The organism is Photorhabdus hainanensis, from assembly GCF_018448965.1.
Taxonomy (GTDB): domain Bacteria; phylum Pseudomonadota; class Gammaproteobacteria; order Enterobacterales; family Enterobacteriaceae; genus Photorhabdus; species Photorhabdus akhurstii.
Genome location: NZ_RCWD01000023.1, coordinates 35,054 through 58,324, shown reverse-complemented (window position 1 = coordinate 58,324; position 23,271 = coordinate 35,054). Strand labels below are relative to the sequence as shown.

At 44.9% G+C, this 23,271-nt stretch carries 32 protein-coding genes and 1 pseudogene; 1 reads left to right on the top strand and 32 read right to left on the bottom strand.

Annotated elements, in window-relative coordinates:
• Positions 1-160: 160 nt before the first annotated feature.
• Together EAE92_RS14935 and EAE92_RS14930 are read right to left on the bottom strand one after the other, a co-directional pair.
• Positions 161-409: a helix-turn-helix domain-containing protein gene (locus EAE92_RS14935; protein ID WP_011147600.1), complete on the bottom strand. Its 249-nt coding sequence runs from the start codon at positions 407-409 to the stop codon at positions 161-163.
• A gap of 82 nt (positions 410-491) precedes the next feature.
• Complete coding sequence (locus tag EAE92_RS14930; RefSeq protein WP_065389169.1) at positions 492-752, bottom strand: helix-turn-helix domain-containing protein; 261 nt, start codon at positions 750-752, stop codon at positions 492-494.
• Positions 753-825: 73 nt separating this feature from the next.
• Between EAE92_RS14930 and EAE92_RS14925 the strand changes: the two genes are divergently transcribed.
• Positions 826-1,113, top strand: coding sequence for a helix-turn-helix domain-containing protein (locus EAE92_RS14925; RefSeq protein WP_420848320.1), 288 nt, complete (start codon positions 826-828; stop codon positions 1,111-1,113).
• A gap of 100 nt (positions 1,114-1,213) precedes the next feature.
• Here EAE92_RS14925 and EAE92_RS14920 read toward each other — a convergent pair whose 3' ends face one another.
• The 30 genes and pseudogenes from EAE92_RS14920 to EAE92_RS14775 form a co-directional block, all read right to left on the bottom strand.
• On the bottom strand, positions 1,214-1,666 hold the full coding sequence (locus EAE92_RS14920; RefSeq protein WP_214068621.1) for a tail fiber assembly protein: 453 nt from the start codon (positions 1,664-1,666) through the stop codon (positions 1,214-1,216).
• A complete protein-coding gene (locus tag EAE92_RS24670; protein WP_236545710.1) occupies positions 1,667-2,644 on the bottom strand; it encodes a gp53-like domain-containing protein in 978 nt (325 codons plus the stop codon).
• A gap of 1 nt (position 2,645) precedes the next feature.
• Positions 2,646-3,221 carry a phage tail protein I gene (locus EAE92_RS14910; RefSeq protein ID WP_422616059.1) on the bottom strand — a complete coding sequence of 192 codons (576 nt, stop codon included), beginning with the start codon at positions 3,219-3,221 and terminating at the stop codon, positions 2,646-2,648.
• Positions 3,214-4,317 (bottom strand): baseplate assembly protein, encoded by a 1,104-nt coding sequence (locus tag EAE92_RS14905; RefSeq protein ID WP_214068620.1) that lies wholly within the window; start codon positions 4,315-4,317, stop codon positions 3,214-3,216. Before EAE92_RS14905 ends, EAE92_RS14910 begins: the two co-directional genes overlap by 8 nt.
• Positions 4,308-4,661, bottom strand: coding sequence for a GPW/gp25 family protein (locus tag EAE92_RS14900; protein ID WP_214068619.1), 354 nt, complete (start codon positions 4,659-4,661; stop codon positions 4,308-4,310). The genes EAE92_RS14905 and EAE92_RS14900 overlap by 10 nt, the downstream gene beginning before the upstream one ends.
• A gap of 46 nt (positions 4,662-4,707) precedes the next feature.
• Positions 4,708-5,310: a phage baseplate assembly protein V gene (locus EAE92_RS14895; protein WP_214068618.1), complete on the bottom strand. Its 603-nt coding sequence runs from the start codon at positions 5,308-5,310 to the stop codon at positions 4,708-4,710.
• Positions 5,307-6,485, bottom strand: a complete 1,179-nt coding sequence (locus EAE92_RS14890; RefSeq protein ID WP_040152978.1) for a phage late control D family protein — start codon at positions 6,483-6,485, stop codon at positions 5,307-5,309. The genes EAE92_RS14895 and EAE92_RS14890 overlap by 4 nt, the downstream gene beginning before the upstream one ends.
• A complete protein-coding gene (locus EAE92_RS14885) occupies positions 6,473-6,685 on the bottom strand; it encodes a tail protein X (protein WP_088776127.1) in 213 nt (70 codons plus the stop codon). The genes EAE92_RS14890 and EAE92_RS14885 overlap by 13 nt, the downstream gene beginning before the upstream one ends.
• A gap of 2 nt (positions 6,686-6,687) precedes the next feature.
• On the bottom strand, positions 6,688-7,572 hold the full coding sequence (locus EAE92_RS14880) for a phage tail protein (protein ID WP_105397937.1): 885 nt from the start codon (positions 7,570-7,572) through the stop codon (positions 6,688-6,690).
• The gene (locus EAE92_RS14875) at positions 7,572-10,124 is read right to left on the bottom strand and encodes a phage tail tape measure protein (protein WP_214068617.1); all 2,553 of its coding nucleotides are present in this window, start codon (positions 10,122-10,124) and stop codon (positions 7,572-7,574) included. The genes EAE92_RS14880 and EAE92_RS14875 overlap by 1 nt, the downstream gene beginning before the upstream one ends.
• 89 nt (positions 10,125-10,213) lie before the next feature.
• Positions 10,214-10,333: a GpE family phage tail protein gene (locus EAE92_RS25235; protein ID WP_112896749.1), complete on the bottom strand. Its 120-nt coding sequence runs from the start codon at positions 10,331-10,333 to the stop codon at positions 10,214-10,216.
• Complete coding sequence (locus tag EAE92_RS14865) at positions 10,293-10,619, bottom strand: phage tail assembly protein (RefSeq protein ID WP_105395087.1); 327 nt, start codon at positions 10,617-10,619, stop codon at positions 10,293-10,295. Before EAE92_RS14865 ends, EAE92_RS25235 begins: the two co-directional genes overlap by 41 nt.
• A 97-nt stretch (positions 10,620-10,716) precedes the next feature.
• Complete coding sequence (locus tag EAE92_RS14860) at positions 10,717-10,905, bottom strand: hypothetical protein (protein ID WP_105395086.1); 189 nt, start codon at positions 10,903-10,905, stop codon at positions 10,717-10,719.
• 8 nt (positions 10,906-10,913) lie between these two features.
• Complete coding sequence (locus EAE92_RS14855; protein WP_011147613.1) at positions 10,914-11,438, bottom strand: phage major tail tube protein; 525 nt, start codon at positions 11,436-11,438, stop codon at positions 10,914-10,916.
• Positions 11,438-12,864 (bottom strand): annotated as a pseudogene (locus tag EAE92_RS14850) (phage tail sheath subtilisin-like domain-containing protein). Before EAE92_RS14850 ends, EAE92_RS14855 begins: the two are co-directional and overlap by 1 nt.
• Positions 12,854-13,063 (bottom strand): hypothetical protein, encoded by a 210-nt coding sequence (locus EAE92_RS14845; RefSeq protein ID WP_040152989.1) that lies wholly within the window; start codon positions 13,061-13,063, stop codon positions 12,854-12,856. The pseudogene EAE92_RS14850 and the gene EAE92_RS14845 overlap by 11 nt, the downstream one beginning before the upstream one ends.
• Positions 13,060-13,527: a Gp37 family protein gene (locus EAE92_RS14840; protein WP_214068616.1), complete on the bottom strand. Its 468-nt coding sequence runs from the start codon at positions 13,525-13,527 to the stop codon at positions 13,060-13,062. The genes EAE92_RS14845 and EAE92_RS14840 overlap by 4 nt, the downstream gene beginning before the upstream one ends.
• Positions 13,527-13,964, bottom strand: a complete 438-nt coding sequence (locus EAE92_RS14835) for a gp436 family protein (protein WP_040152993.1) — start codon at positions 13,962-13,964, stop codon at positions 13,527-13,529. The genes EAE92_RS14840 and EAE92_RS14835 overlap by 1 nt, the downstream gene beginning before the upstream one ends.
• Position 13,965: 1 nt before the next feature.
• The gene (locus EAE92_RS14830; RefSeq protein WP_214068615.1) at positions 13,966-14,316 is read right to left on the bottom strand and encodes a DUF2190 family protein; all 351 of its coding nucleotides are present in this window, start codon (positions 14,314-14,316) and stop codon (positions 13,966-13,968) included.
• A gap of 13 nt (positions 14,317-14,329) precedes the next feature.
• Positions 14,330-15,265 carry a hypothetical protein gene (locus EAE92_RS14825; RefSeq protein WP_214068614.1) on the bottom strand — a complete coding sequence of 312 codons (936 nt, stop codon included), beginning with the start codon at positions 15,263-15,265 and terminating at the stop codon, positions 14,330-14,332.
• Positions 15,266-15,296: 31 nt separating this feature from the next.
• A complete protein-coding gene (locus tag EAE92_RS14820; RefSeq protein WP_214068613.1) occupies positions 15,297-16,391 on the bottom strand; it encodes a peptidase in 1,095 nt (364 codons plus the stop codon).
• 204 nt (positions 16,392-16,595) lie between these two features.
• Entirely contained in the window at positions 16,596-17,045 is a 450-nt protein-coding gene (locus EAE92_RS14815; RefSeq protein ID WP_065389182.1) for a phage virion morphogenesis protein, read from the bottom strand.
• Positions 17,038-17,868 (bottom strand): phage head morphogenesis protein, encoded by an 831-nt coding sequence (locus EAE92_RS14810; protein WP_214068612.1) that lies wholly within the window; start codon positions 17,866-17,868, stop codon positions 17,038-17,040. Before EAE92_RS14810 ends, EAE92_RS14815 begins: the two co-directional genes overlap by 8 nt.
• Complete coding sequence (locus EAE92_RS14805; RefSeq protein WP_214068611.1) at positions 17,849-19,342, bottom strand: DUF935 domain-containing protein; 1,494 nt, start codon at positions 19,340-19,342, stop codon at positions 17,849-17,851. The genes EAE92_RS14810 and EAE92_RS14805 overlap by 20 nt, the downstream gene beginning before the upstream one ends.
• Positions 19,342-20,865, bottom strand: a complete 1,524-nt coding sequence (locus tag EAE92_RS14800) for a hypothetical protein (protein ID WP_214068610.1) — start codon at positions 20,863-20,865, stop codon at positions 19,342-19,344. The genes EAE92_RS14805 and EAE92_RS14800 overlap by 1 nt, the downstream gene beginning before the upstream one ends.
• Positions 20,862-21,407, bottom strand: coding sequence for a DUF3486 family protein (locus EAE92_RS14795; RefSeq protein ID WP_214068609.1), 546 nt, complete (start codon positions 21,405-21,407; stop codon positions 20,862-20,864). Before EAE92_RS14795 ends, EAE92_RS14800 begins: the two co-directional genes overlap by 4 nt.
• Complete coding sequence (locus tag EAE92_RS14790) at positions 21,407-21,718, bottom strand: hypothetical protein (protein WP_040153013.1); 312 nt, start codon at positions 21,716-21,718, stop codon at positions 21,407-21,409. The genes EAE92_RS14795 and EAE92_RS14790 overlap by 1 nt, the downstream gene beginning before the upstream one ends.
• Positions 21,711-22,043 (bottom strand): hypothetical protein, encoded by a 333-nt coding sequence (locus EAE92_RS14785; protein WP_040153014.1) that lies wholly within the window; start codon positions 22,041-22,043, stop codon positions 21,711-21,713. The genes EAE92_RS14790 and EAE92_RS14785 overlap by 8 nt, the downstream gene beginning before the upstream one ends.
• Positions 22,040-22,663 carry a hypothetical protein gene (locus EAE92_RS14780; RefSeq protein ID WP_040153016.1) on the bottom strand — a complete coding sequence of 208 codons (624 nt, stop codon included), beginning with the start codon at positions 22,661-22,663 and terminating at the stop codon, positions 22,040-22,042. The genes EAE92_RS14785 and EAE92_RS14780 overlap by 4 nt, the downstream gene beginning before the upstream one ends.
• Positions 22,653-23,270, bottom strand: coding sequence for a transglycosylase SLT domain-containing protein (locus EAE92_RS14775; RefSeq protein WP_040153018.1), 618 nt, complete (start codon positions 23,268-23,270; stop codon positions 22,653-22,655). Before EAE92_RS14775 ends, EAE92_RS14780 begins: the two co-directional genes overlap by 11 nt.
• Between the last annotated feature and the right edge of the window lies 1 nt (position 23,271).

The following is a 23,271-nucleotide window of genomic DNA, read 5'->3' as shown; positions in this document are numbered from 1 at the left end:
AATTGTAGTGTTAGCCAAGTGAAACGTGTATAGACACTGCACAACACGAAGTATAAAAAACAACTTCAGGGATAAACCCTAATTGTTCTACCACATAGTTAACTATGTGAATCCCTCTTTAGCTACGCTATCTGATGAAACTAGCATAGATAGAAAGTTATCAGCATATCGAGGAATATTTTCTTGGGATTCTTTTTATGAGAACACTTGGCTCTAATGATAACAAATGTGCTATATGAACAAATTCCACAACATCCAATCTTCTTTCACCATTCTCAACTTTCGCAATAAACGATTGAGGGCGATCTAGCGCTTGAGCTAAATTCTCCTGCGTGACCCCCTTTGCTATACGAGCCTCACGGAGTGCTTTGATAACTATTTGATATTCATCAGAGTAAATTGAAACCATATATTTAATCCTACTAAGCATTTAGGATTAAATATCAATCGATTGTTGATTTATACCAAAATGGGATTTTTTATTTTATAAGCTACGATCGTTTTAACTTTCTAGGTTGTTTTTTGAACAACATTTTTTCTAAAATTAGCACATGATCGACAGATAGCAAGTGTGCTATATGCACAAATTCAACCACATCCAACCTTCTTTCACCATTTTCAATTTTAGCAATAAATGATTGAGGTCGATCTAAGGCTTGAGCCAATCTTTTTTGAGTAATACCTTTTTCTATCCTAGCCTTACGAAGAGCGTTTATAACCATTTGATATTCATATGAATAAATCGATGCCATTTCTTTAACCTTGATTAATATCCCAAAATCGAATATCAATCATTTACTTAGATATCCCAAAATAGGATAATTCATGCGTTTGTTATATGGAGATATAAAGGAAATGAATAAAAAAGATTGGCATACCGCCGACATTATCGCTGCCTTACGTAAGCTCGGCACTACCTTAGCAGCAGTATCACGTAAGGAGGGACTTAGCTCATCTACATTAGCTAATGCTCTATCACGACCTTGGCCTAAAGGAGAGTGGATTATTGCGAACAATCTCGGAGTACATCCCTCAGAAATTTGGCCAAGCCGATATTTTGACGAGAATGGACAACCTATTGAACGAGTTATCCGAAATAATTCTTCCAGGTGACTAATTCTCAACTAAATGGTCTAAGCTCGGTATAATATCGAACTTAGACCATGTTAGCTGCTTAGACTGTCTAACTATTGGGGCCAGTTTATTGCAGCCCTTATTCTATTACTCTGGGTTTTTCGGGCCAATTAATATCTGGCACTAAGTTAACATCAACACGGCTCAGTAATACCCTATATTTCTTCAAATCTGCTAACAGAGATTTTTCCTCATCACTCGCCATCCCCAAATCTACAGCATCTTGTAACGGAGCTATCTGTTTACTTACAGTGAACATAAGTTGCTGTTTCTTATGTTCTGCTTGTTGCTGCTGTTCCTGCCTAAGTTTTATCACACCGCTTTCTGATATTATCCACTTTTCACCATCGTATTGATGATAAACGGACGGGGCGCGTTCAGTAAGCACTGGATAACCCTCTTTATTACTGACAATTGACAAACCGTGTGACTGCCCTGTAAGTAATTCATTGTGTTTTTCTGCAGTTATTTCAACACATTCTTCATGAGAGTCACTATAAAAAGCGCCTTCTTTTCTGGAGAAATAAACCATTTATACCCCCCAAAATAATATATGAACAACTTTGCCTGGATTCTCATTGTTGTTGGGAGTGCCAGCTTGATATTCAAACGTCGATAATGTTGCATTACGTACTAATGTATGACCTGTTGATGTATTTATACTCGACATGCTTGCGACATAGCCAATAAACTGATTTTTAAAAGAAATTGGATAATTGATTTTTACCCATGACTGTTGGCTTGATGCAACTTTAACCCATTGAATAATTATTCCCGTATCCCCGCATTGCCACCAGCCATTTTCAGATTTTATAGCTGCGTTTTGCAATGCGAGCGTACCGCTTCGCTCAGGTATTAATATATTATAACGTCGCTGATTGTTCGGATCGTTAGAATAAATATGTAACAATTTTCCTTCCGAACCATTAATTCCTACCACATACCCATCTTTCGATTTGAAACGTAGCTCAGGAAAAGGAGTTTTACTATCAATTAATACACCACCAACGGTTGCAGTTTTATCGCTAGAAATACGCAAGAAAGTGTTATCGCTCTCAGATTTAGCATAACTTCCCACATCCCCGGCATTCAATGAAATATCAGATGACAACGCTTTCCCATTCACTTTACGAATGGATGGTACTCGGCTATTAGCGTTGTTATTTGCTGCTATAGCACTTTGATTCGCCGTATCCGTCAGTGATTGCACAAATGCTGTTGTTGCAATCTGAGTATTATTAGCGTTTTTAGCAGGTGTGGGGGCGATTGGCGTTCCTGTGAAAATGGGACTGGCTTTCGGTGCATACTGAGTATGCGGATTTTGCACCTCAGAATGTTCCCTCAACTCATTCCCATTTTGTTCTAGTTTTTGTTTAAGATAACTTGTGCGGTTGACCAACTGTTTAGCCTGCCGATTGGAAATACCATCAGGCCCGCCTAACACGGGATCTGAGGTTTCTATTTGATACACTCCCTCTGACCACTGTGGGGTTTCCGGCAAATTAGCCATTTTAACTGCTCCCATAATTGTAACTACCGTCATAACTGACAGTATTGTTGTAACGAATTGATACAGACTGATATTCCAAGCTGGTAAGGTGGCAGCGTGCAGGCGCAAACGCTGCCAGTGTAGTGCGCAATAGCGAGGCTTGATCATTGGTAATAGGTTGCTGAAGTATGATGCGATAATCTGCCCAAGATGTTGAATCTCCGTGAACATAATTACCGTTATGGCTGGCATGACCGTCATAATTGATTTGACCAGTGCCTTCAATTAAATCAACTTCACCAAACCCAAAACGACGGATAATTTCACGAATTGACCACGGTGTGCCTTTATATCGATGCAATTCTATAGCTGATTTGATTAACGTGCGGCGAGCATTGTCTGATTCGACAAGCTCCCAGCCATCGCCAAATAGGGAGAATTGATTTGCCAGCCAATGCAGCGCGTTGCTATCAACAGTATCAATGAGATAAACCATTAATTGAGTTAAATCGATATCATCAAAACGGGAGGCCAACTGACCTAATGCACGCATACTGATATCAGCTTCTAGTGGAGGTGGTAGATGTAACTTAACCATCAGCGACTCCAGTGACTACAACAGTGATACCGATACAATTCGCCCATTCATTTTCACCTACAACCTGAAACGTAGGAGACTCCAGTACGACTTGATAAACGCCAGAAACAGACAGTGTTGAGATGATTTGGCTGGGAACAATATCTTTCCCTAGCGTTGTTGCTCGTTCAGCTACCCATGTTTGTATGGCTTGTTCTGCTGCTGATTGAATACCAAGCGTATTAACGCCACTGTACAAGGTTAGTTTCGCCTTGATGGTATAATCAATCTTCACGGGAGGTTTTGCATATACAGTGTCAGTCAGCGGGCGGATTTTTTCATCAGAACAAAAACTTTTCACCAGCGTTAAAATGCTTTCATCTGGCAACCCTGTTGCCAATAGTGGAAACAGTTCAACAACACCCGGAATGGGAGACCTGACTGCAACATCAACAATATTGGGGTGAGCACGCATGGCATGAAATCGATAAGCCTGACGACTGCCCGCATTAGTAAACGATTCAGGGGCCATCTTGATTCGTACACGTAGCCTCTCGTCACTTTCCTCTGCCGAACCACCACTACTCACTATTGTGTTGATCACTTGCAGGTCAATGTCGTCGATTTCATCCAACAATGTACTGATTTGTGCTGGTTGCCAGCTATTCCCTGATAATCCAGCATCTGTACAAGTAGCTGTGACATTAACGAAACGTGTGCCTGCTTTCAGAACAGCATCTGTATTAGTAGCAAAAATAATACTGTCCGATGCATTAACACGAGTTCCAACTGGAATGAGTACATCTTGCTCTAATGCTTCATCAACACTAAATTGCAGTGTTGTATGTGCAGGCTGGGCGGGTAGCCGATATACTCCGACCAATTCCCCTAAGTAGTCCAAAATGGGCGCACGGGCAAACTCGACCAGATTTTGCTTGGCGGCTTCCTGAACTTGCATTCGGGTCAGTGCTTCACGATATGCAAATAAATTGATCAGCAGGCGTTCTGCCTGTGCTGGGTACAAAGTCTTACCTACATCAGCCTCATACTTTGCGATCATTTCGGTTGTGATTTTCTCTATATCACGCTCGATAAAATCAGGTTCTGTCAGCGCCATAGCAACTCCGTAGATTGTGTAATGCCATCAACTGCTGTCCAATTCACACGCAGAGTCAGGTGCTCTGCCTCAACATTCGGTTTCACCGATAACAACTGGCAACGAGGTTCCCAACGTGTAATAGCATCAACAGATTCCCTGACAACGTGGGGAATAGCGCGGTCTATTGGGTAATCCATATAAAGGTGCAAGTTACTGCCGAATTCTGGTCGATGTGGATCACTGCCACGTGGTGTACGTAGAATAATGAATATTGCTTGGGCGATATCATCCAGCCCACAGGCAGTTTTGCCTGAGTTCTGGAGAGCGGGTTGCCAAAAAACAGAGTGTGAGTTCGTATTCATGGGGAACAGTATCATCCCCTGTAGGTATATCTAATATTAAAGACGTTTAAAGAAACCCATGAGAATGATGATTCGAGTTACCGCCTTCATCCATGATGCTACCTGTTGCATGGATGTTGCCATCGACGCTGACATTACCCTGAATGTTCGTAGTACCATTACCACCAGAACCCGACAGCCCATTTTGGTAAGTTAATTGGCCTTTCACTAACATATTTCCGGTTACGATTGTTTCCGGCGCATCAATAGTTGCCTGCTGTGTCTGAATAACAACATTGGCTCCCGCTGCGATCTTAATGTGCTGAATGCCACCATTAATAGTCAGGGTGTGTGAGGTACGATCATAGTAAAAAGCTGCATCATCTGCATAAGTCATACCACGGACGTCTTTATTGTTAGCTGACGGTTTATCAACACTAGAATAGACAGCACCTAAAATAACACCATCTTCACCATTGGCATCCAATAATACTTCAACTTGTTCCCCAACATCGGGCAACCAATAGTCTTTGTTATTCTGGGTATTGCGCTGCAACACATTCAGCCAATTAGTACGCATATTATCGCATTCAGGCAATCGCACGCGGGCACGAACAGTAGCAGGATCTACGGCGCTAATCGTACCAACTTGACGAGTTACACTGCTCATTTGGATTCCTCCTCGATGATCGTGTCGGAAGAACCATCGGGCTTATATACAACCAATTTCTGAGTCTTATCTTTTTTATCTTTCTTGGATTTGCTTGATGTAACAGGGCCACGAGCAACTTCAAGTTCAGTTATATATCCGCTGTTGCGATCAAAAGAGTGGTGAGCTGAAGTAATTAACCATTGTCCAGATAACTTGCCAAATTCAATCAACTCAATTTTATTTCCGGCGGTTAACTGAGGGGCTCCCATCAATGAAAGTGAGCCATTCTGCTGATACTCATTATGTGAATCCAGTGCTGACGTGGCCTTTATTTCAGCGCTATCCTTGTTAGCAGCCCGGCTGTTTACTTTTAAGGTATCTGCGCTGGTTTCTTTACCGCTACTTTTGCCTCTTGAATTAGACTGACTACTTGTACTGGTCGTGCCATCAGCTTCATAGACAATCAACTTTTTATCATCAGCCTTTTGGTGCTTCACTTTGGCTTTTTTATAGACTTTATTAATCGTGTCCCGCAGTGAAAATCGGGCAACATCGCGAGGGTGTAATTTTTTTATCGGTTCTTGGCTGCGCAAAGTAGCTAAGCGAGAGAAAATTAGCTGTTCACTGACAACCTTAACGGCATAACCATATTCACTAGCCAGCCGCTTCAGGAACGCCACATCGGTTTCAGAATATTGTGTCACCCTGTCAATCTTGATGATTTCGATACTGCCGATCAGCTTTAACCGATGTTTCTTGGCGATACGACTAGCAATAGCGGCCAGTGTTGTATTCTCAAATCCACGGTTAGACTTGGTACGCAATGCCGTATTGATAGACGTTGCTACACCTCGAACAGATACAATAGAAGGAGGGATACTGACTTCAATTTCATCAATGTAGAATGAGCCACAATTCAGTAGCCGTTCGCCGAAATAGCCCAACTTCAATGTCAACGTATCACCTTTGCCCGGATACCATTTATCTAGCCAGCGACCATCAGTATCATCCAACTCTACCTCTATTTCATCAGATTCGCTTTTGATGTTGTCGGTATAGCTGACACGAGTGACATAAGGAGTGATGTCACTTGTGATATCTTTTTGCAAATATCGTAACGTGAATGTCGGTCTTAAAACCTCTGAGACACCCGTTATAGATGGTGTTTGCTTAGGATAAATTATCTCAGCCACGGTGGTGTATCCTCTTCAGTTACTACATTGTCAGCGTCAATGATAGGTATCAACAATACGATCCCAGATGGCAATACAGGTGTAACTGCAACGTGCGGATTGGCAGCAATTATGCGAGCATAACCTAAAGAGTCACCATAATAATGGTGAGCCAATAAATCCCATCTATCTCCCTCTTTCGTTATGTGTTCAAGAAACATGATCAAAGTGTCCTTGTGGTAATTTGCGCGGCCATCTTACTGAGCGCGGGTGATATTGATGTAAATGTTGAACTTGCCGATTCAAGTTGAGCTGATACAGAATCTAATGCAGCAGAGATATTACTGTTATCTGCACGGCTTAATGACGATTGAGCATTGTTAACAAATGTTACTGCTTGCCCCGTTGCTCTGGTCAATTGAATTGCATCTGGCAATGAGTCACTGAGTAATTGAAAAGCCGGATAGCTTTTCCCTAATGGACCAGCAATATTGTTGAGTCCGGTAAGAAGACCTGGTACGCGGGTTAACGCTACGGCCGGGTTGTCTTTCATCTTCTGTGCAATACGTACCGCACTGATAGTCGTTTGCAGTGCTGATTGTGCTTGTTTGGCATAATTCACTCCATCCCTGACTTTTTTAGCCATACCTGATGGTTTCGGTATTGCATTAGACAACGCCTTTGTATTCGGGACATGAGATTTAATGGCAGGCGGTTTCAGTGGTTTTTTAGGATCACCGATATATTCACGTAATGTCACCGAGGCATTGAGGGCAAATATATTACCTACTGAATCCGTTTGTTCACTGGAGGCTGTCACATCAGTAATAACAAACCAGCCACGGTAATCACCATTTCCGAATATTAGCGCGAGTGCTTGATGTTTCCGCATTGCTTCACGCAGCCGATTCAATTCAATATCCGGCGCACAATAATGTTGATGAAAGACCAAGCTAATTTGAATTTCATCCAGTTTCTCACCTACGAACTGCAAGCCGGGCTTACCCTGAATTCGGGCATGTTCAGCATAATCAACACCAAACGTTACATCAAAACCATCCCAATATGTGATTAGCTCAAATTCAATATCACCTAATACAGCAAACATTATCCGTACCTCCGACGTTCTCTCTGAATAACAATACGCTCCAGCAGTTTTTCTAATTCACGCATACTCAGGTTTAAGGCTTGACTAATATCGGGTATAGCCGTTTGTTGTTTATCACCAATGTATATTTGCGGGGCGAAAGAGATAGAAAAACCATTATTGCTGTTGCCAGCATCTTTATAACCTGTTCGTTTAATTGGATTGCCCGACATCACCTCAGGAGGTGAGATTTGTGGGACATCAGGGGTCATTCCCTCAGTCAGACGCTGAGAGGCACGAGCAGCCAACGGCGTAGTACGATCAATACCAACAACCGTACCTTGCACAATATTATCGCCAAATCCCATAAATACCCGACTGGGAGATTGAATACCTAATGCTTCTTTAAACCAGCTAGAAACTTTGCCACCAAAGTTTTTAATGGTGTCCTTAGCCGTGGTCAGCATATTAGAAATACCATTAACCAACCCATTAACGATATTTTTACCAAAGTCAGTAAAATTATCGGGCATATCCATGCCAAACCATTTCATAACGTCAGCGAATGTTTTATAGAACAATCCCAATGGCGACCAATTTAAAATTAATTTACTGACCTCAAATATTCCGCCATCAAACGCATTAGTAATGTCATTCCATCGAGCTGTAAACCAACCTTTGACGTTAGACCAAATATTTTTGATTCCCTGCCATCCCATTTGGAAAGCGAATTTTACTAAGACCCAAAGCCGTTTAAAGAAATTACTGATGGGCTTCCAATAGCGATAGATAAGATAAGCGGCCACTGCAATACTAGTGATGATCAATCCGATAGGATTCATTAATAGTGCGCGTCCAATCCACAAAATAGCTCTGCCAGCTAACATCAAGCCCTTATAGAGAGCACTACCGAGGATTCTACCCAACCAGAGAGCTGCTCCGGCTATTTTTCCCAAGATGTTTGCAACGACACCAAATCTGCCGCCACTGCCGATAGCCATTCGAAACAGTAACCACCGTGTGCGCATTAACATTGCGCCTTTCCAGATATCGGTTATAGGGGAAAGCAAAAGATTAAGACCTAATCTGACACCGATTGAAGCTGCTTTGAATGCCAGGAACCCGCCGACCAACGTGACAACATTGCTGATGAGTTCAGGATTAGCGGCCAGCCATTTTCCGGTCTTGTCCATCAATGGAATAAAGGTTTCGGCTAACTGTATTAATGCTGGACGCAGCGACTGACCAATGCTAATAGCCGAATCATTAAACTCAATTTGAGTACGCCGCCACTGTGCTTCTAAGGTATCGTTCTGTTTATCAAAATCGGTATCAACAGATTTTTGTGCCGAATCAGTCCCCATGCCTGTTTTGATACGCTGATAATCTCCCCAACGTTGCCGCATGGCCAAGAGATGGTTGACTGTCTGTACGTCGGTGAAAATAGAGGATAGCCCGAAGGATTCCATGAGCATACGCTGTGCATCTTCATCACCTCTGGCTCCCGCTTTTTTCCACTCTTTCATGAGATCAGCGCCTTTACTCTTGATAAAGCGGTCTGCGATCATGATTGAGGCTTCATATTGTGAGTACCCCGAAGAAACATATCTGCTCATTGAGGTTTGATAATCGACGTCAGCTTCAGCGTATCTTTTGGCAATATCACCACGTCCCATTGAAGCTAGCCAGTTCCTCATATTGGTAGCTGCTTCACCTTCCGTTCCTGCGCCTTCACGGCCAACTTCCAAGCTGGCTATAATCTGTGAAACTGCCTCCTGACCATATATTCCCTTACCAGCAAATTGCTGCGCCATTTCTGGAAAGTATTGGGCGAGATCTTTTAATTCAAAACGACCCGATTTAGCACCGAAAACGGCTCGGTTAAAGGCTTCCTTGAGCGCTTGATCGCCTTCAATTTTCAGGGACTCAAAGGACAGAGCCATTTTGGCTAAGTCATTAATATTAGCTTTGGATGCCGTGGCGACGTGGCCCAATAATCTACTCATATCGGTCGATTTCATGGGAGATTTTCCGGCGGCAACCAATGTACCAATACCTTCCAGCAGAGTTTCTTGTAATTGGTTTGTTTGCTTGGCGTTCTGGCGCAAGATGATTCCGATTTTTTGCTCTTCTTTCGGAGACAAATTGCCCGTGACAGCTATATCCCTTAATCCTGATTCAAAAGAGGCATACTTTGTTACGGACTGAACAACGGGAGAGGATATCGTGCGAGTTAATGCATAGATTTCGGCTCCCCGTGCATATAGCGCCATACGATTCGCTTTGGCTGCATCACTCATACTAGCCGCAGACTGTAAGCGCTGTTGCTGGCGGTTCAACTGTTCCAGTGTTCGACTGATGCGTTGTAGATCCGCATTCAAACGCTGGGCACTACGGGAACCAAGTTGACCGTAACGTTCAACAGCACGGTTCAGTGCCTGCTGTCGGTTCTCCAGTTGGCGAGTCGTTTCTCCCAGTGTTCCTAGAGTACGGCGTGTACCAGACATGGCAGAACTGAACGCACTACTAATGGCTCCACCAATAATGACACCAATGGAAAATTCTGTTGACACGAATTAAGCTCTCATTAAATGGGAAATAAAATGAAAAATTCACTTCCAGTATTCCAGACACTATTAATGGCAATATTTGTCTGTATTAATTAACCGTCTTCATTCTCTCGTTTGATTTGAGTGTTAGCCTCATTCAACCAACATTCAAATTCATCCAGCGCCAGATTATCAATCTCGCTCGGCTGGAACCGGAACCATCGTGCCAACATCGCCGATGCTTGCCACACTGTTTTTATTTCCCTGATCCAATCCGATAACTTGCTGAAATCGTTTCTGTAATGCCAGATAATCAGCGACATCCATCTGTTCGATATCTTCTGGTAACAATCCTGTCGAACGTGCTATCAAAATATCATCCCAGTCAGTAGGATTTTCGCTGGCTCGCCGGGCAGCCTTGATATCTTTAACTTTCAAACGTGATAACTGAAGCTCTTCAATGCGAACGCCAGCAGCCGTGGTATAGGGAAATTGAAGATGGTAAGTCGTTTCTGACATGATGATACTCCTCTGTAAGTTTCATTCAGTATCATTCATGTATGTAAACAGAGATATTAAAGGGGATTAAAGAAGAAAGGGGCTGATGCCCCTGTCATTAGTGAGTGCGAAAGCCTTTACAGTTACGGAAAAAGTCTATCAGATATTCTTTCCCTTTCTCTGCTCCGATATCGGAAAACCAACCCAAAGTCTCCACACCTGGAATGTTTAAGACAGCCAACCATGTACCATTAGGCAATCCAACACTGGGAATATTCTGGTCTTTATCCACTGATTCTACTGTCATTATTTAGTTTAACCTCCAATATTGATGCGATAATCGGTCAGTTGATCAATGCCGCCGACACGAAAGATATTGGCCAGATAATCCAGTTCTAACAGTTCCTCCCCATCCAATACTTGCTTAATATAGGTACTGGTAAAGCTACTGGAAAAATCAGCATTTTCATGTTGTTTAAATGTGCCCAGCGGATTCTTCTTAAATAAAATGGTCAGATATGTCACCAATGGCACTTCATCAATGCGCCCCTGTGAACTGAATTTCTGGACGCTGGAACGGCACTGTAATGCCAGAGATTTATAGGGATTGGCTGCGGATAACATAGCGTCACGGTAGAAACTGTTCCACTTGATCTCGCCTTCCAGCTTATCGAAGCCTGCTGGTAGCTCCACCTTACCGACCATCCCCAGCGCCTTATGTTCCTGCATGGTCATGGAAACGTCTGGCAGTTTCACTTCTTCAGCTCGCCCCAGCAGGTTATTGCCGTCAATATAAATGTTGGCATTGGTAATACGGTTAATTTCAATTTTTCCAGCCATTAACTATTTCCCTTTAAATTCAGCAAATATTCAGAGGTAATCTCAGTTTCAAATGTCAGTCGTTCCAGTGGTGGCGGTGGTGTATATTTATAACTGAATAACAGATGACCAGCAGTCAGCGCAGTTTCTTCATTACGTGTAGGGTCAAACCAGCATTTGAATCCCAACAAAGCGCCATCAGCAATCAATTTACGACCATAGGCATTCACAGATTCTGTCAGGGCATCTATCAGCGCTGGCGTGATCGGCATATCGATATATTGCTGACTGAAGTAACGCAGGGATTCATTAATCACGTCGCCCGTTCTGCGCACGTTCTCGAAGTTACGCATGTGTGTCACAGTTGGCCATGCGGCGGTACGGTTGCCCCATAAGCGCAAACCAGAGCCATAATTATTGAACACTGTAGTAATCCCTTGTTCATTGAGCTGGTTCACTTCACTTTGTGGATCGTCAATTATGGCGGATAGCTGGCGCTCAATACCTGTGATCCCTATAATTTCTTGATTGGAGGATGACCACCAAAAACCTTTGTCTGCATCAATCTTGGCACGCAGCCCTGCTGCACGAGATGACAAGGGTTCCAAGCGCTCGCTATTGCTTTCCGCATCATAGACTTTGACGTGTGGGTAACACAGCCGGACACGATCAGAACTGGTATTAAAATTGATTGTGCCAGACGGGCCGCGGCCACTGATAGCCTGAACAAAAGTGGTACCTATCGGGGCATCAATATAAGTCATAGCACCCAATTTAGTTGCAAGGGCAATCAGTTCTGTTGTCACACTTAGCTGGGTACAGTAGACAGGAGCCAGCAAAATCTTGGCAAAGAACCCATACAGGTTATAAGTATCATTCAGCAACTTCATACCTGTACGATTACCCGCTGCATTGATGCTGCCAATAATGTCAGCAGGCGTCACTAATGTAGGGTCGGCAAAGTCATAGCTGGCAATCACGGTTGCACCCGCAGCAATTTTTTACCGATATTCTTGAGGCTGCCTGTTTGAGCATCCAGAGAATAGTCTTGCCCTTCTACATAAGGGGCACTACCAGAGGTGGCTTTTAGTAAGACATTACTGACCACGGGATTAGCCAGTTTCGCTGTTTCTGTGGTTTTATCAAAGCTAATGCTTTCACTGGCAACATTAGCTTTATGCACCTCAGGATCAAGAACGTTAATAACCAGCACAGTTCCCGCCCCATGATCATAAATAGCATCCAGTGCTTGTGGGATGGTAAAACCATTCATTTGAGTACCAAATTGAGCGGCATCTTTTTCTGACAGACAAAGTGTCACTGCATTTACTGGCCCTATCGGTGCAGTACCAATTAAGCCGATCACGGCGGATTTCACTGTCTTGACAGGACGTGAGCCTTTTTCGACTTCGATAGTTTCGACGCCATGCAAATAATTAGCGGCCATCAGTGACCTCCTCAGGCTTTTCTTTCTTCAGAATATTTTTTTGCTGTTCTGACAGTGGATGAAGATATCGCAGCGCTATCAATGTCTTCACATAATCATGCTGCTGCGGTAAATCAACAGTTTTTCCTGACCAGAGCAAGACTTCAGTGCCATCAGCTAAAGTGACGCCGCTTGCTGGGCCTGTATAGAGGTATTTCATTGTTCAGTTCCCTCATAATTGATTTGGGCTAACGGCGAACCATTCGGTAACTCACAGTCTTCGATAAATACACTTTCAGTCGCAAAATCCAGCGTGTATTGCCACAAACCAGCTATCTCACCGAGAAATGTATCCCGTACCAGCCAACATTTTCGTTGGCAGTTCGGTGGTTGGAATCCGCCGAGAACCCGGCGTACATCATCTAATGTGGCAATGGCACCGTGACGTCCATTAAGCTGACGAAAAACTATGGTGGCATTGAGCATAACAGTTTGTGTCTGCAATACCGCCCCAACATCTTCAGGCTTGTCGAAGCGAGAACCGGGATAGCTGATTAAAATGGCTCCCACCGGATGGTTCAGCCTGAATTCAGTTGGTCTTTCAGGGAAATACTCCACCTGTAAGCCAGGTAGTTTTTCTCTTAGCCTCATGACAATGGCATCAATGATCGGCGAAACATCCATCAGTATTTCTCCAACATTCCTTTACTCCCCCCAAAGGTGGGACGACGCGCCCGAACACGAAACTCCCCCGGTTCAGGGGTATCTTTTCCTGTGGAAAGCAGGCCCAGTGTCAGTTTGGCATCTCGGATGTCAGCCAGTTGGCGCAAAACAATTTTGTAATCATCTATCACGGCTTCAGGAATAGAACCCTCTGGACGGCGGGCATACAGCCGATAGCGTGTTAACGTAATGGCGGCATCACGTAATACCGTGGGAACTTCCGCCAGAGGCAGGATATAACGTCCACGTAAATGGGCATCGATAAGTTCATCGGCATAGCGAATGACATTGTTAACCACAGTCTCATTGATTGTCTGGGCATTAGGCTCTTCGTTGGACAGCCATATCAATGATTGCGTTGGTATCTGCTCTTGCAAGTCTTTCAATGAGCAATACATGTCATATGCCACGTAAGATGCGAATGATATTACCTGCCGCTGTGGCATCATCCAGCGCAAACCCGACAGATGTGCCGGCAGCATTTTCAGCCGAACTCAGTGGTACTGCACAGGCATCCTTATCCGACTGTACGACTTGCCCACGGGTTATTGGCCCACCAGCTTCAACAGCAATAATGCCCAAGACATTAACTGGAACGACATCACCAGCCTTCGCATCCACCTCTGCTATACCAAGTGCAACGGCTCCAGCCTGACACGGTGCATTATCAGTACCAACTAAACGATGCTGGATGATGTTTGCACTGGCGATAATTGTTGTCGTCAATACGGATTGTTGTGTTACTGCCATGATGATGTCTCCCTTACTTCACAATATTGGTAATCAGATAGCCGGCATCACCGCCAACAACCGCAACTTTATAAATATCGGTATAACGACAGTAATTGACCTTACCGCCCACACCTTCATATTTATCCGCTACAGGCATCCCTTTGCGGCGAAATGTATAGCCAAAGGAGGGTTCATATTCATCAGCGCTTTCTGCTCCTGCCTGCGGAGGTGATACGTAATGCAACATCAAATTATCGGCCCAGATATCAACGGGATTTTCTTTAATACTTGGGGTAGAAACAGGTTCACCAACGACAACGTTTTGGATTTGGAAAAGGTCTTTGAGTATTTCTATTGTGATACGTTTACGTTCGTTGGCTCCAATAGCTGCCTGAATTTCAGGATGAAATTTTAACAGTGACATCACGCTAGCCCCTATCGTCATGAGGTTTGGACGTACACCAATGGTAGTACGAACAGCATCAATTCCAGCTTCAATGACTTTGATTGGATTACCTTTGCCACCAGCCCAACGTTCATTAGCTGTCAGATTCTTCACCGAGTCATTAAGATAAACTTCAGGGTCTTGTGCCAATCGAGCGGCATACAGTTCACGCTTGAGATTCACGCCATTGGTGGAACGACGGATTGCCTTTGCTTCTTCATTAAATAAAGATTCCGATTTCTCACGATAATCAACAGGTGCAGCTAGATCATGTTCGTTGAGCACGATATCTAACGAAGAGCCTTTCTCACGGATCAAAACGTTACTGTTGGCACCAACGGCACGCGTGGTGTCATATTCCACAAAAGCACTTTTGCCAAATGTCGGCACACTAGCACCTTCTTTCTCCATTTCGACAATGGGAAAAATATGTTCACCAATAAACACCGCATTTTTATAGCCACGCGCCACGCTGGTTAGCACAGGGTCAACAATACGTTTGCCTTTCAAATAATCAGACATTTATTTCACCTCAATAGTTACGTCTGTTGTGTTACAGGCAGCGGGTAACGGCTACGTCGTAACTGATACCTTCTTTCTTCGCCAGAGCGACGGCTTTTTGATGCAACGCCAGACGTTCAGGATCTGCATCAGAAAACTCAGCAATATCTGATGATGTGTTTTGATCAACCCGATCTTTTGTTGCATGTTCACCAAAATCAATAATAGGCTGGGTAGAACTCAGCAGATCTTTAAACGCAGTAGCCAATGGTTTTTTCACATAACCTTCAGCAAACTCGACAGGGGAATCTCCTTGGGTTATAGCGTCCAGCAAGGCGACCACGACAGATTGAGCAGCAGGTGCCAATCTGCCGTCTGCGATCAGCTTTTCGGCAAATGCCATGTTTCCAGCATGTTGCTCAGTTTGTTTGCGCTTTGCGTCGGCAACATCACGGGCAACAAGCTGTTCTTTCAGGCGAGTGTTTTCATCTTTGAGCGCCTTTTTTTCTTCATTTGTCACGATGTTTTCCTCATGTTGATGTGTGTTATTGGGTTCATGAAAGGCAGGAGCAGGCTGAGTCGTGCTATAAGCTTCTTCACGTAATGAATCCACCTGCCAAGAAGGAAGCGCTTTGTCTGCTTCGTCCATACCGAATTTACTAATCAAAAATTCTCGCAAACGCCCCCAAAGTGAGGCGTTGGTGATATCACTCCAATCAGAGAACTCGACGACACCATATTCTTGTTCACTGAATTCAACCTGTTTCAATCCTTTAATGGCGGGCGGCTTCGCCCCCAAAAAGCCGACATGACGCAAATAGAGCACGCCGGGTTTAGGGTTGTTTGGGGAATCAGGTAAATAGAAAGAAGCAGAAATTTTTTTATAGCGGCCTGCATCGACCAGTTCGGCGAACTGAACATCAACCTGTTGAGGCTCTGCAATCAAGTCATCACCAGAAGACGTCAGCGATTTAACCCAACCATAGGCAGGTAAATTGTCTTTTGGATGCCCAATCACAATCGGTGCTTCATGCAACGATGAGTCATAAGCCTTTGCACAAGCTTGCAAATCTGCGGGGCTGAACGGCAATTGTTTGCCATTCATATCGGTATGTGTACCGGATTTGAAAATGTGAAGTGACTTCATTTTACTGCCTCTATTACGTTAATAGAGACAGTTTCACTACAATCAGAAAAAACGACTTTTAATCTGCTTTAGAAAAGGATTGGGGAAGGAAATAGAAAAGTGGAGAACTGCATGCAATTAGATACCGAAAATTTGAGTCTGTAAACGCTTTATAAAGTTTTTTGCGGATGAGAATGATAAATCACCCGCATAGGGAAGCACAGTTTAACGATGCGCCGCTGATTCAAGATGTCGTTGAATGGTACTTAATACGGCTCTTACTGCTTCTGGTGATAATTCGCCTTGTTCTGTTACGGGCAGATAAGGCCGGGCTGGTAGCAATAAAGATTGATTGCGGCCAGCTTTACCTCCCAATTGATGAATACGCCCGTAGACTAAGTTTGTACCGACAACTGCCGTGTGGGAATCATATCGGGTACTGACTGAACGCATCAAACGAGCAGTTTTTTGCAGTGTCTGACCACCACGTTCCTTTGCAGCCACAGAGGGTATCCATGCAGGGCGTCCTTCAGCTTCAAAGTTAAAAGCGGTTTCTGCTGACAATGTTCCAGCAATTTTACGCATGGCAAGTGTCAGATCATTAGTAGCCAATTCTAATGCCCGCAGTCCACGTCTTAGGTCTCCATCATTAATAGTGACAGTGATATTACTCATTCTGTCCTCTCAGTTCGCGGCGGGCCAGTCCAGATAGCTCCCCCTGATACCTGGCCAAATCGGGACGATATGCTGCCCCCGGCGAATATGACCAACCTACATCAGTCGCCACTTTTGTTATGCCGGTGTTGAATGTAACAACGGGCTGCATCTCACCTGTTTTTTGTGAAACCAATTTCAACTCCCAGCCCATTGCTTTACCTGAATGCATAACTTTTATCCCTCTGGCACGAACATCATCATGACTGAGGGCAATTACACTGCAACGGCAACGCCAGCCATTAGGAGGGTAGAAGGCTTGCCAAAATGGGTCGTCAGAGTGAAATACCAAACCATGCAATGCGAGATGGCTCTTGCGTGTATGGTTATCGTTGATCCCTGTATACATCCAGTACGGTCGGTCATCAATATTTTCCATTTGTTCGGCCCAACGGCCCGCACTGTACAGCACCGACATGTTGGTACGAAAGATAGTCTCAAGGCGCCACGGGCTACCTTGCTGAACAGTGACACGTTCCCCTGTGACGAGGTCATCGGTTTCTTTCGTTCCCCACCATCCCTTACGTCTTAATGTTGGCTCCAGTTCTTGGCGAAACCAACGATCAGTATTGCCTTCATCCAGTGCCTGCTGTAGCGCCTGGCGGATATCTTCCAGAATATCCAGACGCGTGACTTTCGCCACCGTGAATGCACGGGAATGAGTCTCTTGCCAAAGTTCTTCCCAATTCCACGTTATCTTGTAGCCCTTAGATTGCAGGTAACCAATGGCTCGCTTGGGAGGTAATGTCATGCAATACGCCAGTTCAGGCGTGGTTATGCTCATGCAAGCGCCCCCAGATGTTAGACACAAACAAAACCCGTGCCAGCCGCTCTTGCAAGCCATCTGCGTCCATTTGTGGATAAAGCTCGGCTAACTCTCCTATTAGATCGCTGGGATTAACACCGTTTTGAATACGATGGAACAAAGGAAGCAGCAGAGATTCCAATGATTCATTCAATGATCCTTCATTCATCAAAATATCCAGTGCTTCATCTAAGGTGTCTTGTGCTGCTAAATCTGCGTGAACAGCTTCAGAGAACGCCAGTGGGAGTGATGGAATAGACGTGGTTGACAAGGTCGTTTCATCAATATCCCCATCCTGCAATTGATATTCGCGTTTCCAGTATTGCGGAGTAAATCTGACACCAGCCTGACTCAACTTAACATCACGATTAGCCTGTGTTTCATCTACCGATTGTTGTTCCCAAAGACGATAGACTGGACATTCAACGTTACCGAAATTCAGTTCTACAACCCAGCGTATAGCCTGATTGATGGCACTGGTGATAATGTCAGCATCAGCATCACGAATATCATCCGTTACCTCCAATCCCGCTTGTGCAGAGGCTTTATTGCTGTTTGCTTCGGTTGTTTGGTTTTGTCCCAGTAACGCAATAGAGATCTCACTGCGAGCAACGGTAATTAAGTTCTGGTAAATATCACAGCTGTCTGATTTACCTGCTGCCTCTTTAATCTCAACGGAGGAATCATCAGGAATGGCGGCAACTGCATCATCAATCATCGCTTCCATCGAATCCAATAACAGATAAATTTCACTTTGTGGCGTACCTCGTGGATGCTTTCCAATCACCCACGGTGAACCATACTTCTCAGCAAAGCGCACCCAAAACTTCATGCCGCCTTTCTTAAAGGTGACGGGCCAGAAGCACATGGATAAATCTGGAAATCCATAAGGGTTGTCATAAGTAGCATCTTGACGTGGTGTTACAAATTTATAGAGAGGAACCAGTTCTCCTTCAACGCCTGCATCACGGGCACGAAAACGCAGTTGGTTATCACGGTCATAGTGGAACCAGTCAGGCGGTTTGCTAACAATATCCGTCACTGACCATGATTGATTCTGGTTCCACATCAATTCACAAGGCTGATAGCCGTATAGAACAGCGTCATGCATTTCGCCAATGATACGTGACATATCCAAGTCCGCGAGCATGTCGCGGATAAAGTTAAAGACTTGCACAGGGGCATTGCTGCGTTCTACACCACGCTCCAATGCTTTCACTCCGGCCTTGCGGCGGCGAATACATCCACCAACTAAAGGATCAGTACGTAATTCACGATAGATACGAATATCTCGCCCTTGGGCTTTGAGAATAGGATCAGGGTTAGGTAGATATGTCCCCAGACCGTAGAAGTCAATGGAACGGCTACGTGATGCAATTTGCTCAGTGAACAACTGCTTTGATTCGGAAAAGTTAATAAATTCTGTTGGTGAAACCCAGATACCACGTGCCATTAGTATCCCTCCAGCATACGTGCAGACTGACGGCGTCGGCGGGAACTTGCCTTCACCGGACCTTTGTTAATTTCACGGCTGGCGAAGTATGCTAGGGCAAGGGCTATCGCTGCATCACCGTGGCGCTTGCCGCCGTCCGCTTTTGCTTTTGAGCGCTGATCAGGTACACGGGGAACACCGTTAATGACCTGTACTGCTCTCAGGTCATCCAAAGTGTCTTCATCCTTTGGCAGTGCCTCCAGATTGCCGTCTTCCAGCGCAGCCTTCACCGGGGGCATATTGTCACGGTACCAACCTTCTGTGGGCATGACTTGCTGCACACGGCTGGCACCATATTTTTGCATGGCATATTCGGCCAGATAAGCACCGTTACCACGGGCATCAAAGGCTGCACCCAGCAGATTAGGAAGTCCATCCATTAGATACCAAGTGATTTGTTCCTGTTGTTTAAATGGCACGTTGCGCAGCTCCAGCACGAACGGCACTCTACGTACCAGATTTTTTTGTTGCAGCAATGGATAATCCACGGACAAATCTCCACTGCGGCCAAAATCGCGTCCCAGAAACGAACGAGCATCAGAAGGCAATGCATCTAGCAACGGTTTCAGGTTGGCTTTTAGCCACTCTTCGGTATCTGTGCGGCGTATTTCATCGGATTTAAGCTCATATCCTTTCGGACAAGTCAGTCGCAGCAGTGGCGTATCGGGAGACATCCGAGATTCAATCAGAGCGCGGGACAACCATGCTCCACCACCATTAGCAGGAATACAGTCCAATTCTTCTGATGCTCCAGCTCCGTAGAACTTGTACACCGACATCATCCACTGTTGTTCAGCCTCTTGTGACCATTCACGTCCGGTACGTAAGCAGACACGGTGGAATAGTCCTTCAACCACAGCTTCCTTAAAGGTAATACGGTGGATAACGCCGTCTCTGTGTCCTGCCCGGATATCGTTCAGCAACTCATTAAACAAGTTGCTATCCCCGTTATGGGTGGAGATCACTCGCACTTTACCGCCCCAGATAAGCATGGCTAGCGCCGCTTTCAGTAATTCATCGAGCTGTTCGTGGAAAGCAGCTTCATCAATGACAATGATCCCCTGACGGCCACGCAAATTAGACGGACGGCTAGAAAGCGCCACTACACGGAATCCAGAATCTGGAAATTTGATAGTGAAAGTTTTGATGTGCTTATCATCTTCGTCTTCTTCCCAGAACCCTTCTTCAATTTCACTGGCCGCATAGTTGAAAGCACGAGCCCACATTGCACAGGCTTGAATATATTCAATGGTCATATCTTGGTTATAGGCGATGTAATACACATTCATACCACCCGCAGCGGCAGAAGATGCGGCGATGAGTACATTATCTGACGCTTCAGCCCAAGTAATTCCCGTTCGACGACTCTTCTCATTGACTTTAAGAGGAGACGAGTCGGCCACCCATCGTTGCTGGTATGGCAATAAGACAACAGGTGCTGCTATTGAGGAAGTATCTGGTAGAACAGGTGCAAGCTGACTCATGTAGCAATTCCCAATATTTCCCGACGTAATGCAGCAACTGCTTCGGCAGATAATCCACCTTTGCGTGCAATTTTCTCTGCATTACTTGCGGCAGCTTCAGTCCGTGCCCGGACTTCAGATTGGAATTTTTTCAGATTCACACTAGCGCGAGAGAGTGTAGCTACATTTTTTGCCACCTTTGAAAGCAGTGTGACACGCTCTTTTGGCGCAATTTCTCCGTTTTTAGCTTCCTGAAGTTGAATAATACTTTCAAAAAGTTCAGTCTGAATTAAAGCAATCACTGCCTCAGAACGTGCATCTTGATCATCCACTGCACCTTCTGTGAGCATCCGTGCTGCTTCTGTTGCCGCCCGTATTGCACCGTATCGCTTTTCTATTTTTTGTCCATAACGGTGAATAGCGGACTTACTGATTACATAACCTTGATCACGTAGCAAGGTTTCAAGTTCTTGGTATCCACTAAACCCTGATTCAGTCAACGCCCGTTCCAACCAACGCCGAACGTCTTCTGGGAGTTTATCGATTGTGCTTCGACGCGCCATTATTCACTCCAGTACTTTTCAGGACGAGCAATACCAAGGCCGCATTCGATCGTATATTCAACAACATCAACACCAATACGAGTTAAGTCAGCAAACCAACTACCCGATGGCTGTTTATTGAGGTCAATTAATTTACGGTCTGCCAGATAATCCAACTCCTTCCGTAATTCCAATGCAGTGACGTCAGGATAAATCGCGCGAGATATATCCAATAACAGAGTTTCACTGGCGGTATATGGGCGGGTTTTATTCAGTGCGACCAACAGACTCCAGCGCAATGATTCACGACGAACACGAGCAACATCAATCATTTTTACCTCCGGCAATTCGGTGCTGCTGCACCACCTCTAATTTGCTGTAAAGAGCATCCAGCTTGGCTTCAATTACTGTCTGACCACGAATGTAATCTTCACGGCGCACGTAATTCAGCGGCAAGTCAGCCTTAAACTGCATAAACTCACGTTCGAGTTGAGACCAATTGTCTACGGAATTCTTAAGCGCCTGTTCTAATGAGGTATGTCTTTCCTCCTGTCGCTCTTCGGCTTTGCTGAATAACCACTTTGCGATACCAAAAACGAAACCGAGGAAAGAGAGCAGAAAACCTACGGCAGCCCAAAATTCAATCTGTAGTGTCATTGTTGTAGTCCTTCGATGTAATCCAGCAGGCCATTGACCTGCGCTTTCAATGCAAGACACTGTTCTCCGTTGTCAATGATATTGGCGAGGATATCTCGTTGCGTGATACCGGATGGCTGTAGTTGGGCATCAGAGCTTTCATTTCCACGGAACGTTTCATCAGCGCCGGAGGTAACGGAGGCAGAGCGAGTTTGTTCACTGGACAGGCCGAGGGCAGCGTTGTATTGCTGCATGAAGCCACGAGTAAACACACAATTAACAGGATGAAACTGTTGTTTTTCATCCATCCAACTCTGGGTAACATGGTCAATTTTCCTCTTCAGTTGTTGGTTTTGAGTGCGGAGTTGTTCAATATCGTTGAGATAATTAGATTCTGCCTGATGCGCTGAGTTGACCTGCATTTGGTAACGTTGCTGCAAGGCATTGAGTGCTGACAGTTCCCGCTCTGTCCGTTGCTTTTCCAGCTGAAGAAATTCAGTTTTCTGCTGTGCTAATGCGGTGTTTCCTGTCTCCGTTGCTTTCTGAAAGCCTATGGTATGGCCTCTCCAGTAGGCCAAAGCGAACATGCCAATTAGCGACAAAATCAATACAACAGGTTTAGCCCATAATTTAATTGGCACAGCTGGTACCTCCCCAAGCCAAATAACGAGGCGCGAGTTCCAGTAATATGCGTTTGGAATAATGTCGATTTTCTTTCCATGCTGACGCTCTACGCCCAGCATTCTGAGATTCAACATGACCGAACCAGACCCACGGATTGAGACCAACTGCCTCGGTTTTCTTCTTATCCCGTAGTAACCAGCCTAAGCCTCCATTATAGGAAGACAGCACCATCGCCATTCTTTGGCACTTATCGGCAGCTTTAATGCGTTGCCATAGCCAATGGTCATAGTGAACCATTGCCCGTATAGACCAGACTGGGTTGAAGGGATCTTTATTGGATAATTCAGGAATGCGTTGACTAATCCAATCCACTGTTGCGGGCATAAACTGGGCCATACCCTGAGCACCAATAGGCGAAATAGCTCGTGATTTCCAGTCACTCTCCTGATGCAACTGAGCGGCAAAATCAGCTACAGGCGCATTCAATCCCCAGATCACACGAGAAGCACGTATCAGGTCATTGCGGTATTGCCGCGAACGGTGTGGCAGTTCGTCAGCCAATGCTGGGCTGACCATACCGCTACACCACAACAGAACAATTCCGATAATCTGCCGCCAATTCATA

Excerpts from the sequence above, each read along its gene's own strand:
- EAE92_RS14935 (WP_011147600.1), bottom strand. The coding sequence starts at position 409 with ATGGTTTCAATTTACTCTGATGAATATCAAATAGTTATCAAAGCACTC.
- EAE92_RS14920 (WP_214068621.1), bottom strand. The coding sequence starts at position 1,666 with ATGGTTTATTTCTCCAGAAAAGAAGGCGCTTTTTATAGTGACTCTCAT.
- EAE92_RS14805 (WP_214068611.1), bottom strand. The coding sequence starts at position 19,342 with ATGGCACGTGGTATCTGGGTTTCACCAACAGAATTTATTAACTTTTCC.
- EAE92_RS14860 (WP_105395086.1), bottom strand. The coding sequence starts at position 10,905 with ATGACAGTAGAATCAGTGGATAAAGACCAGAATATTCCCAGTGTTGGA.
- EAE92_RS14855 (WP_011147613.1), bottom strand. The coding sequence starts at position 11,438 with ATGGCTGGAAAAATTGAAATTAACCGTATTACCAATGCCAACATTTAT.
- EAE92_RS14775 (WP_040153018.1), bottom strand. The coding sequence starts at position 23,270 with ATGAATTGGCGGCAGATTATCGGAATTGTTCTGTTGTGGTGTAGCGGT.
- EAE92_RS14930 (WP_065389169.1), bottom strand. The coding sequence starts at position 752 with ATGGCATCGATTTATTCATATGAATATCAAATGGTTATAAACGCTCTT.
- EAE92_RS14895 (WP_214068618.1), bottom strand. The coding sequence starts at position 5,310 with ATGAGCAGTGTAACTCGTCAAGTTGGTACGATTAGCGCCGTAGATCCT.
- EAE92_RS24670 (WP_236545710.1), bottom strand. The coding sequence starts at position 2,644 with ATGGCTAATTTGCCGGAAACCCCACAGTGGTCAGAGGGAGTGTATCAA.
- EAE92_RS14785 (WP_040153014.1), bottom strand. The coding sequence starts at position 22,043 with ATGACACTACAGATTGAATTTTGGGCTGCCGTAGGTTTTCTGCTCTCT.
- EAE92_RS14815 (WP_065389182.1), bottom strand. The coding sequence starts at position 17,045 with ATGAGTAATATCACTGTCACTATTAATGATGGAGACCTAAGACGTGGA.
- EAE92_RS14825 (WP_214068614.1), bottom strand. The coding sequence starts at position 15,265 with ATGTCTGATTATTTGAAAGGCAAACGTATTGTTGACCCTGTGCTAACC.
- EAE92_RS14830 (WP_214068615.1), bottom strand. The coding sequence starts at position 14,316 with ATGGCAGTAACACAACAATCCGTATTGACGACAACAATTATCGCCAGT.
- EAE92_RS14810 (WP_214068612.1), bottom strand. The coding sequence starts at position 17,868 with ATGAGCATAACCACGCCTGAACTGGCGTATTGCATGACATTACCTCCC.
- EAE92_RS14795 (WP_214068609.1), bottom strand. The coding sequence starts at position 21,407 with ATGGCGCGTCGAAGCACAATCGATAAACTCCCAGAAGACGTTCGGCGT.
- EAE92_RS14900 (WP_214068619.1), bottom strand. The coding sequence starts at position 4,661 with ATGAATACGAACTCACACTCTGTTTTTTGGCAACCCGCTCTCCAGAAC.
- EAE92_RS14880 (WP_105397937.1), bottom strand. The coding sequence starts at position 7,572 with ATGTTTGCTGTATTAGGTGATATTGAATTTGAGCTAATCACATATTGG.
- EAE92_RS25235 (WP_112896749.1), bottom strand. The coding sequence starts at position 10,333 with ATGTTGGCACGATGGTTCCGGTTCCAGCCGAGCGAGATTGATAATCTG.
- EAE92_RS14865 (WP_105395087.1), bottom strand. The coding sequence starts at position 10,619 with ATGTCAGAAACGACTTACCATCTTCAATTTCCCTATACCACGGCTGCT.
- EAE92_RS14845 (WP_040152989.1), bottom strand. The coding sequence starts at position 13,063 with ATGAAATACCTCTATACAGGCCCAGCAAGCGGCGTCACTTTAGCTGAT.
- EAE92_RS14840 (WP_214068616.1), bottom strand. The coding sequence starts at position 13,527 with ATGGATGTTTCGCCGATCATTGATGCCATTGTCATGAGGCTAAGAGAA.
- EAE92_RS14790 (WP_040153013.1), bottom strand. The coding sequence starts at position 21,718 with ATGATTGATGTTGCTCGTGTTCGTCGTGAATCATTGCGCTGGAGTCTG.
- EAE92_RS14910 (WP_422616059.1), bottom strand. The coding sequence starts at position 3,221 with ATGGTTAAGTTACATCTACCACCTCCACTAGAAGCTGATATCAGTATG.
- EAE92_RS14905 (WP_214068620.1), bottom strand. The coding sequence starts at position 4,317 with ATGGCGCTGACAGAACCTGATTTTATCGAGCGTGATATAGAGAAAATC.
- EAE92_RS14820 (WP_214068613.1), bottom strand. The coding sequence starts at position 16,391 with ATGAAGTCACTTCACATTTTCAAATCCGGTACACATACCGATATGAAT.
- EAE92_RS14925 (WP_420848320.1), top strand. The coding sequence starts at position 826 with ATGCGTTTGTTATATGGAGATATAAAGGAAATGAATAAAAAAGATTGG.
- EAE92_RS14800 (WP_214068610.1), bottom strand. The coding sequence starts at position 20,865 with ATGAGTCAGCTTGCACCTGTTCTACCAGATACTTCCTCAATAGCAGCA.
- EAE92_RS14885 (WP_088776127.1), bottom strand. The coding sequence starts at position 6,685 with ATGTTTCTTGAACACATAACGAAAGAGGGAGATAGATGGGATTTATTG.
- EAE92_RS14835 (WP_040152993.1), bottom strand. The coding sequence starts at position 13,964 with ATGTATTGCTCATTGAAAGACTTGCAAGAGCAGATACCAACGCAATCA.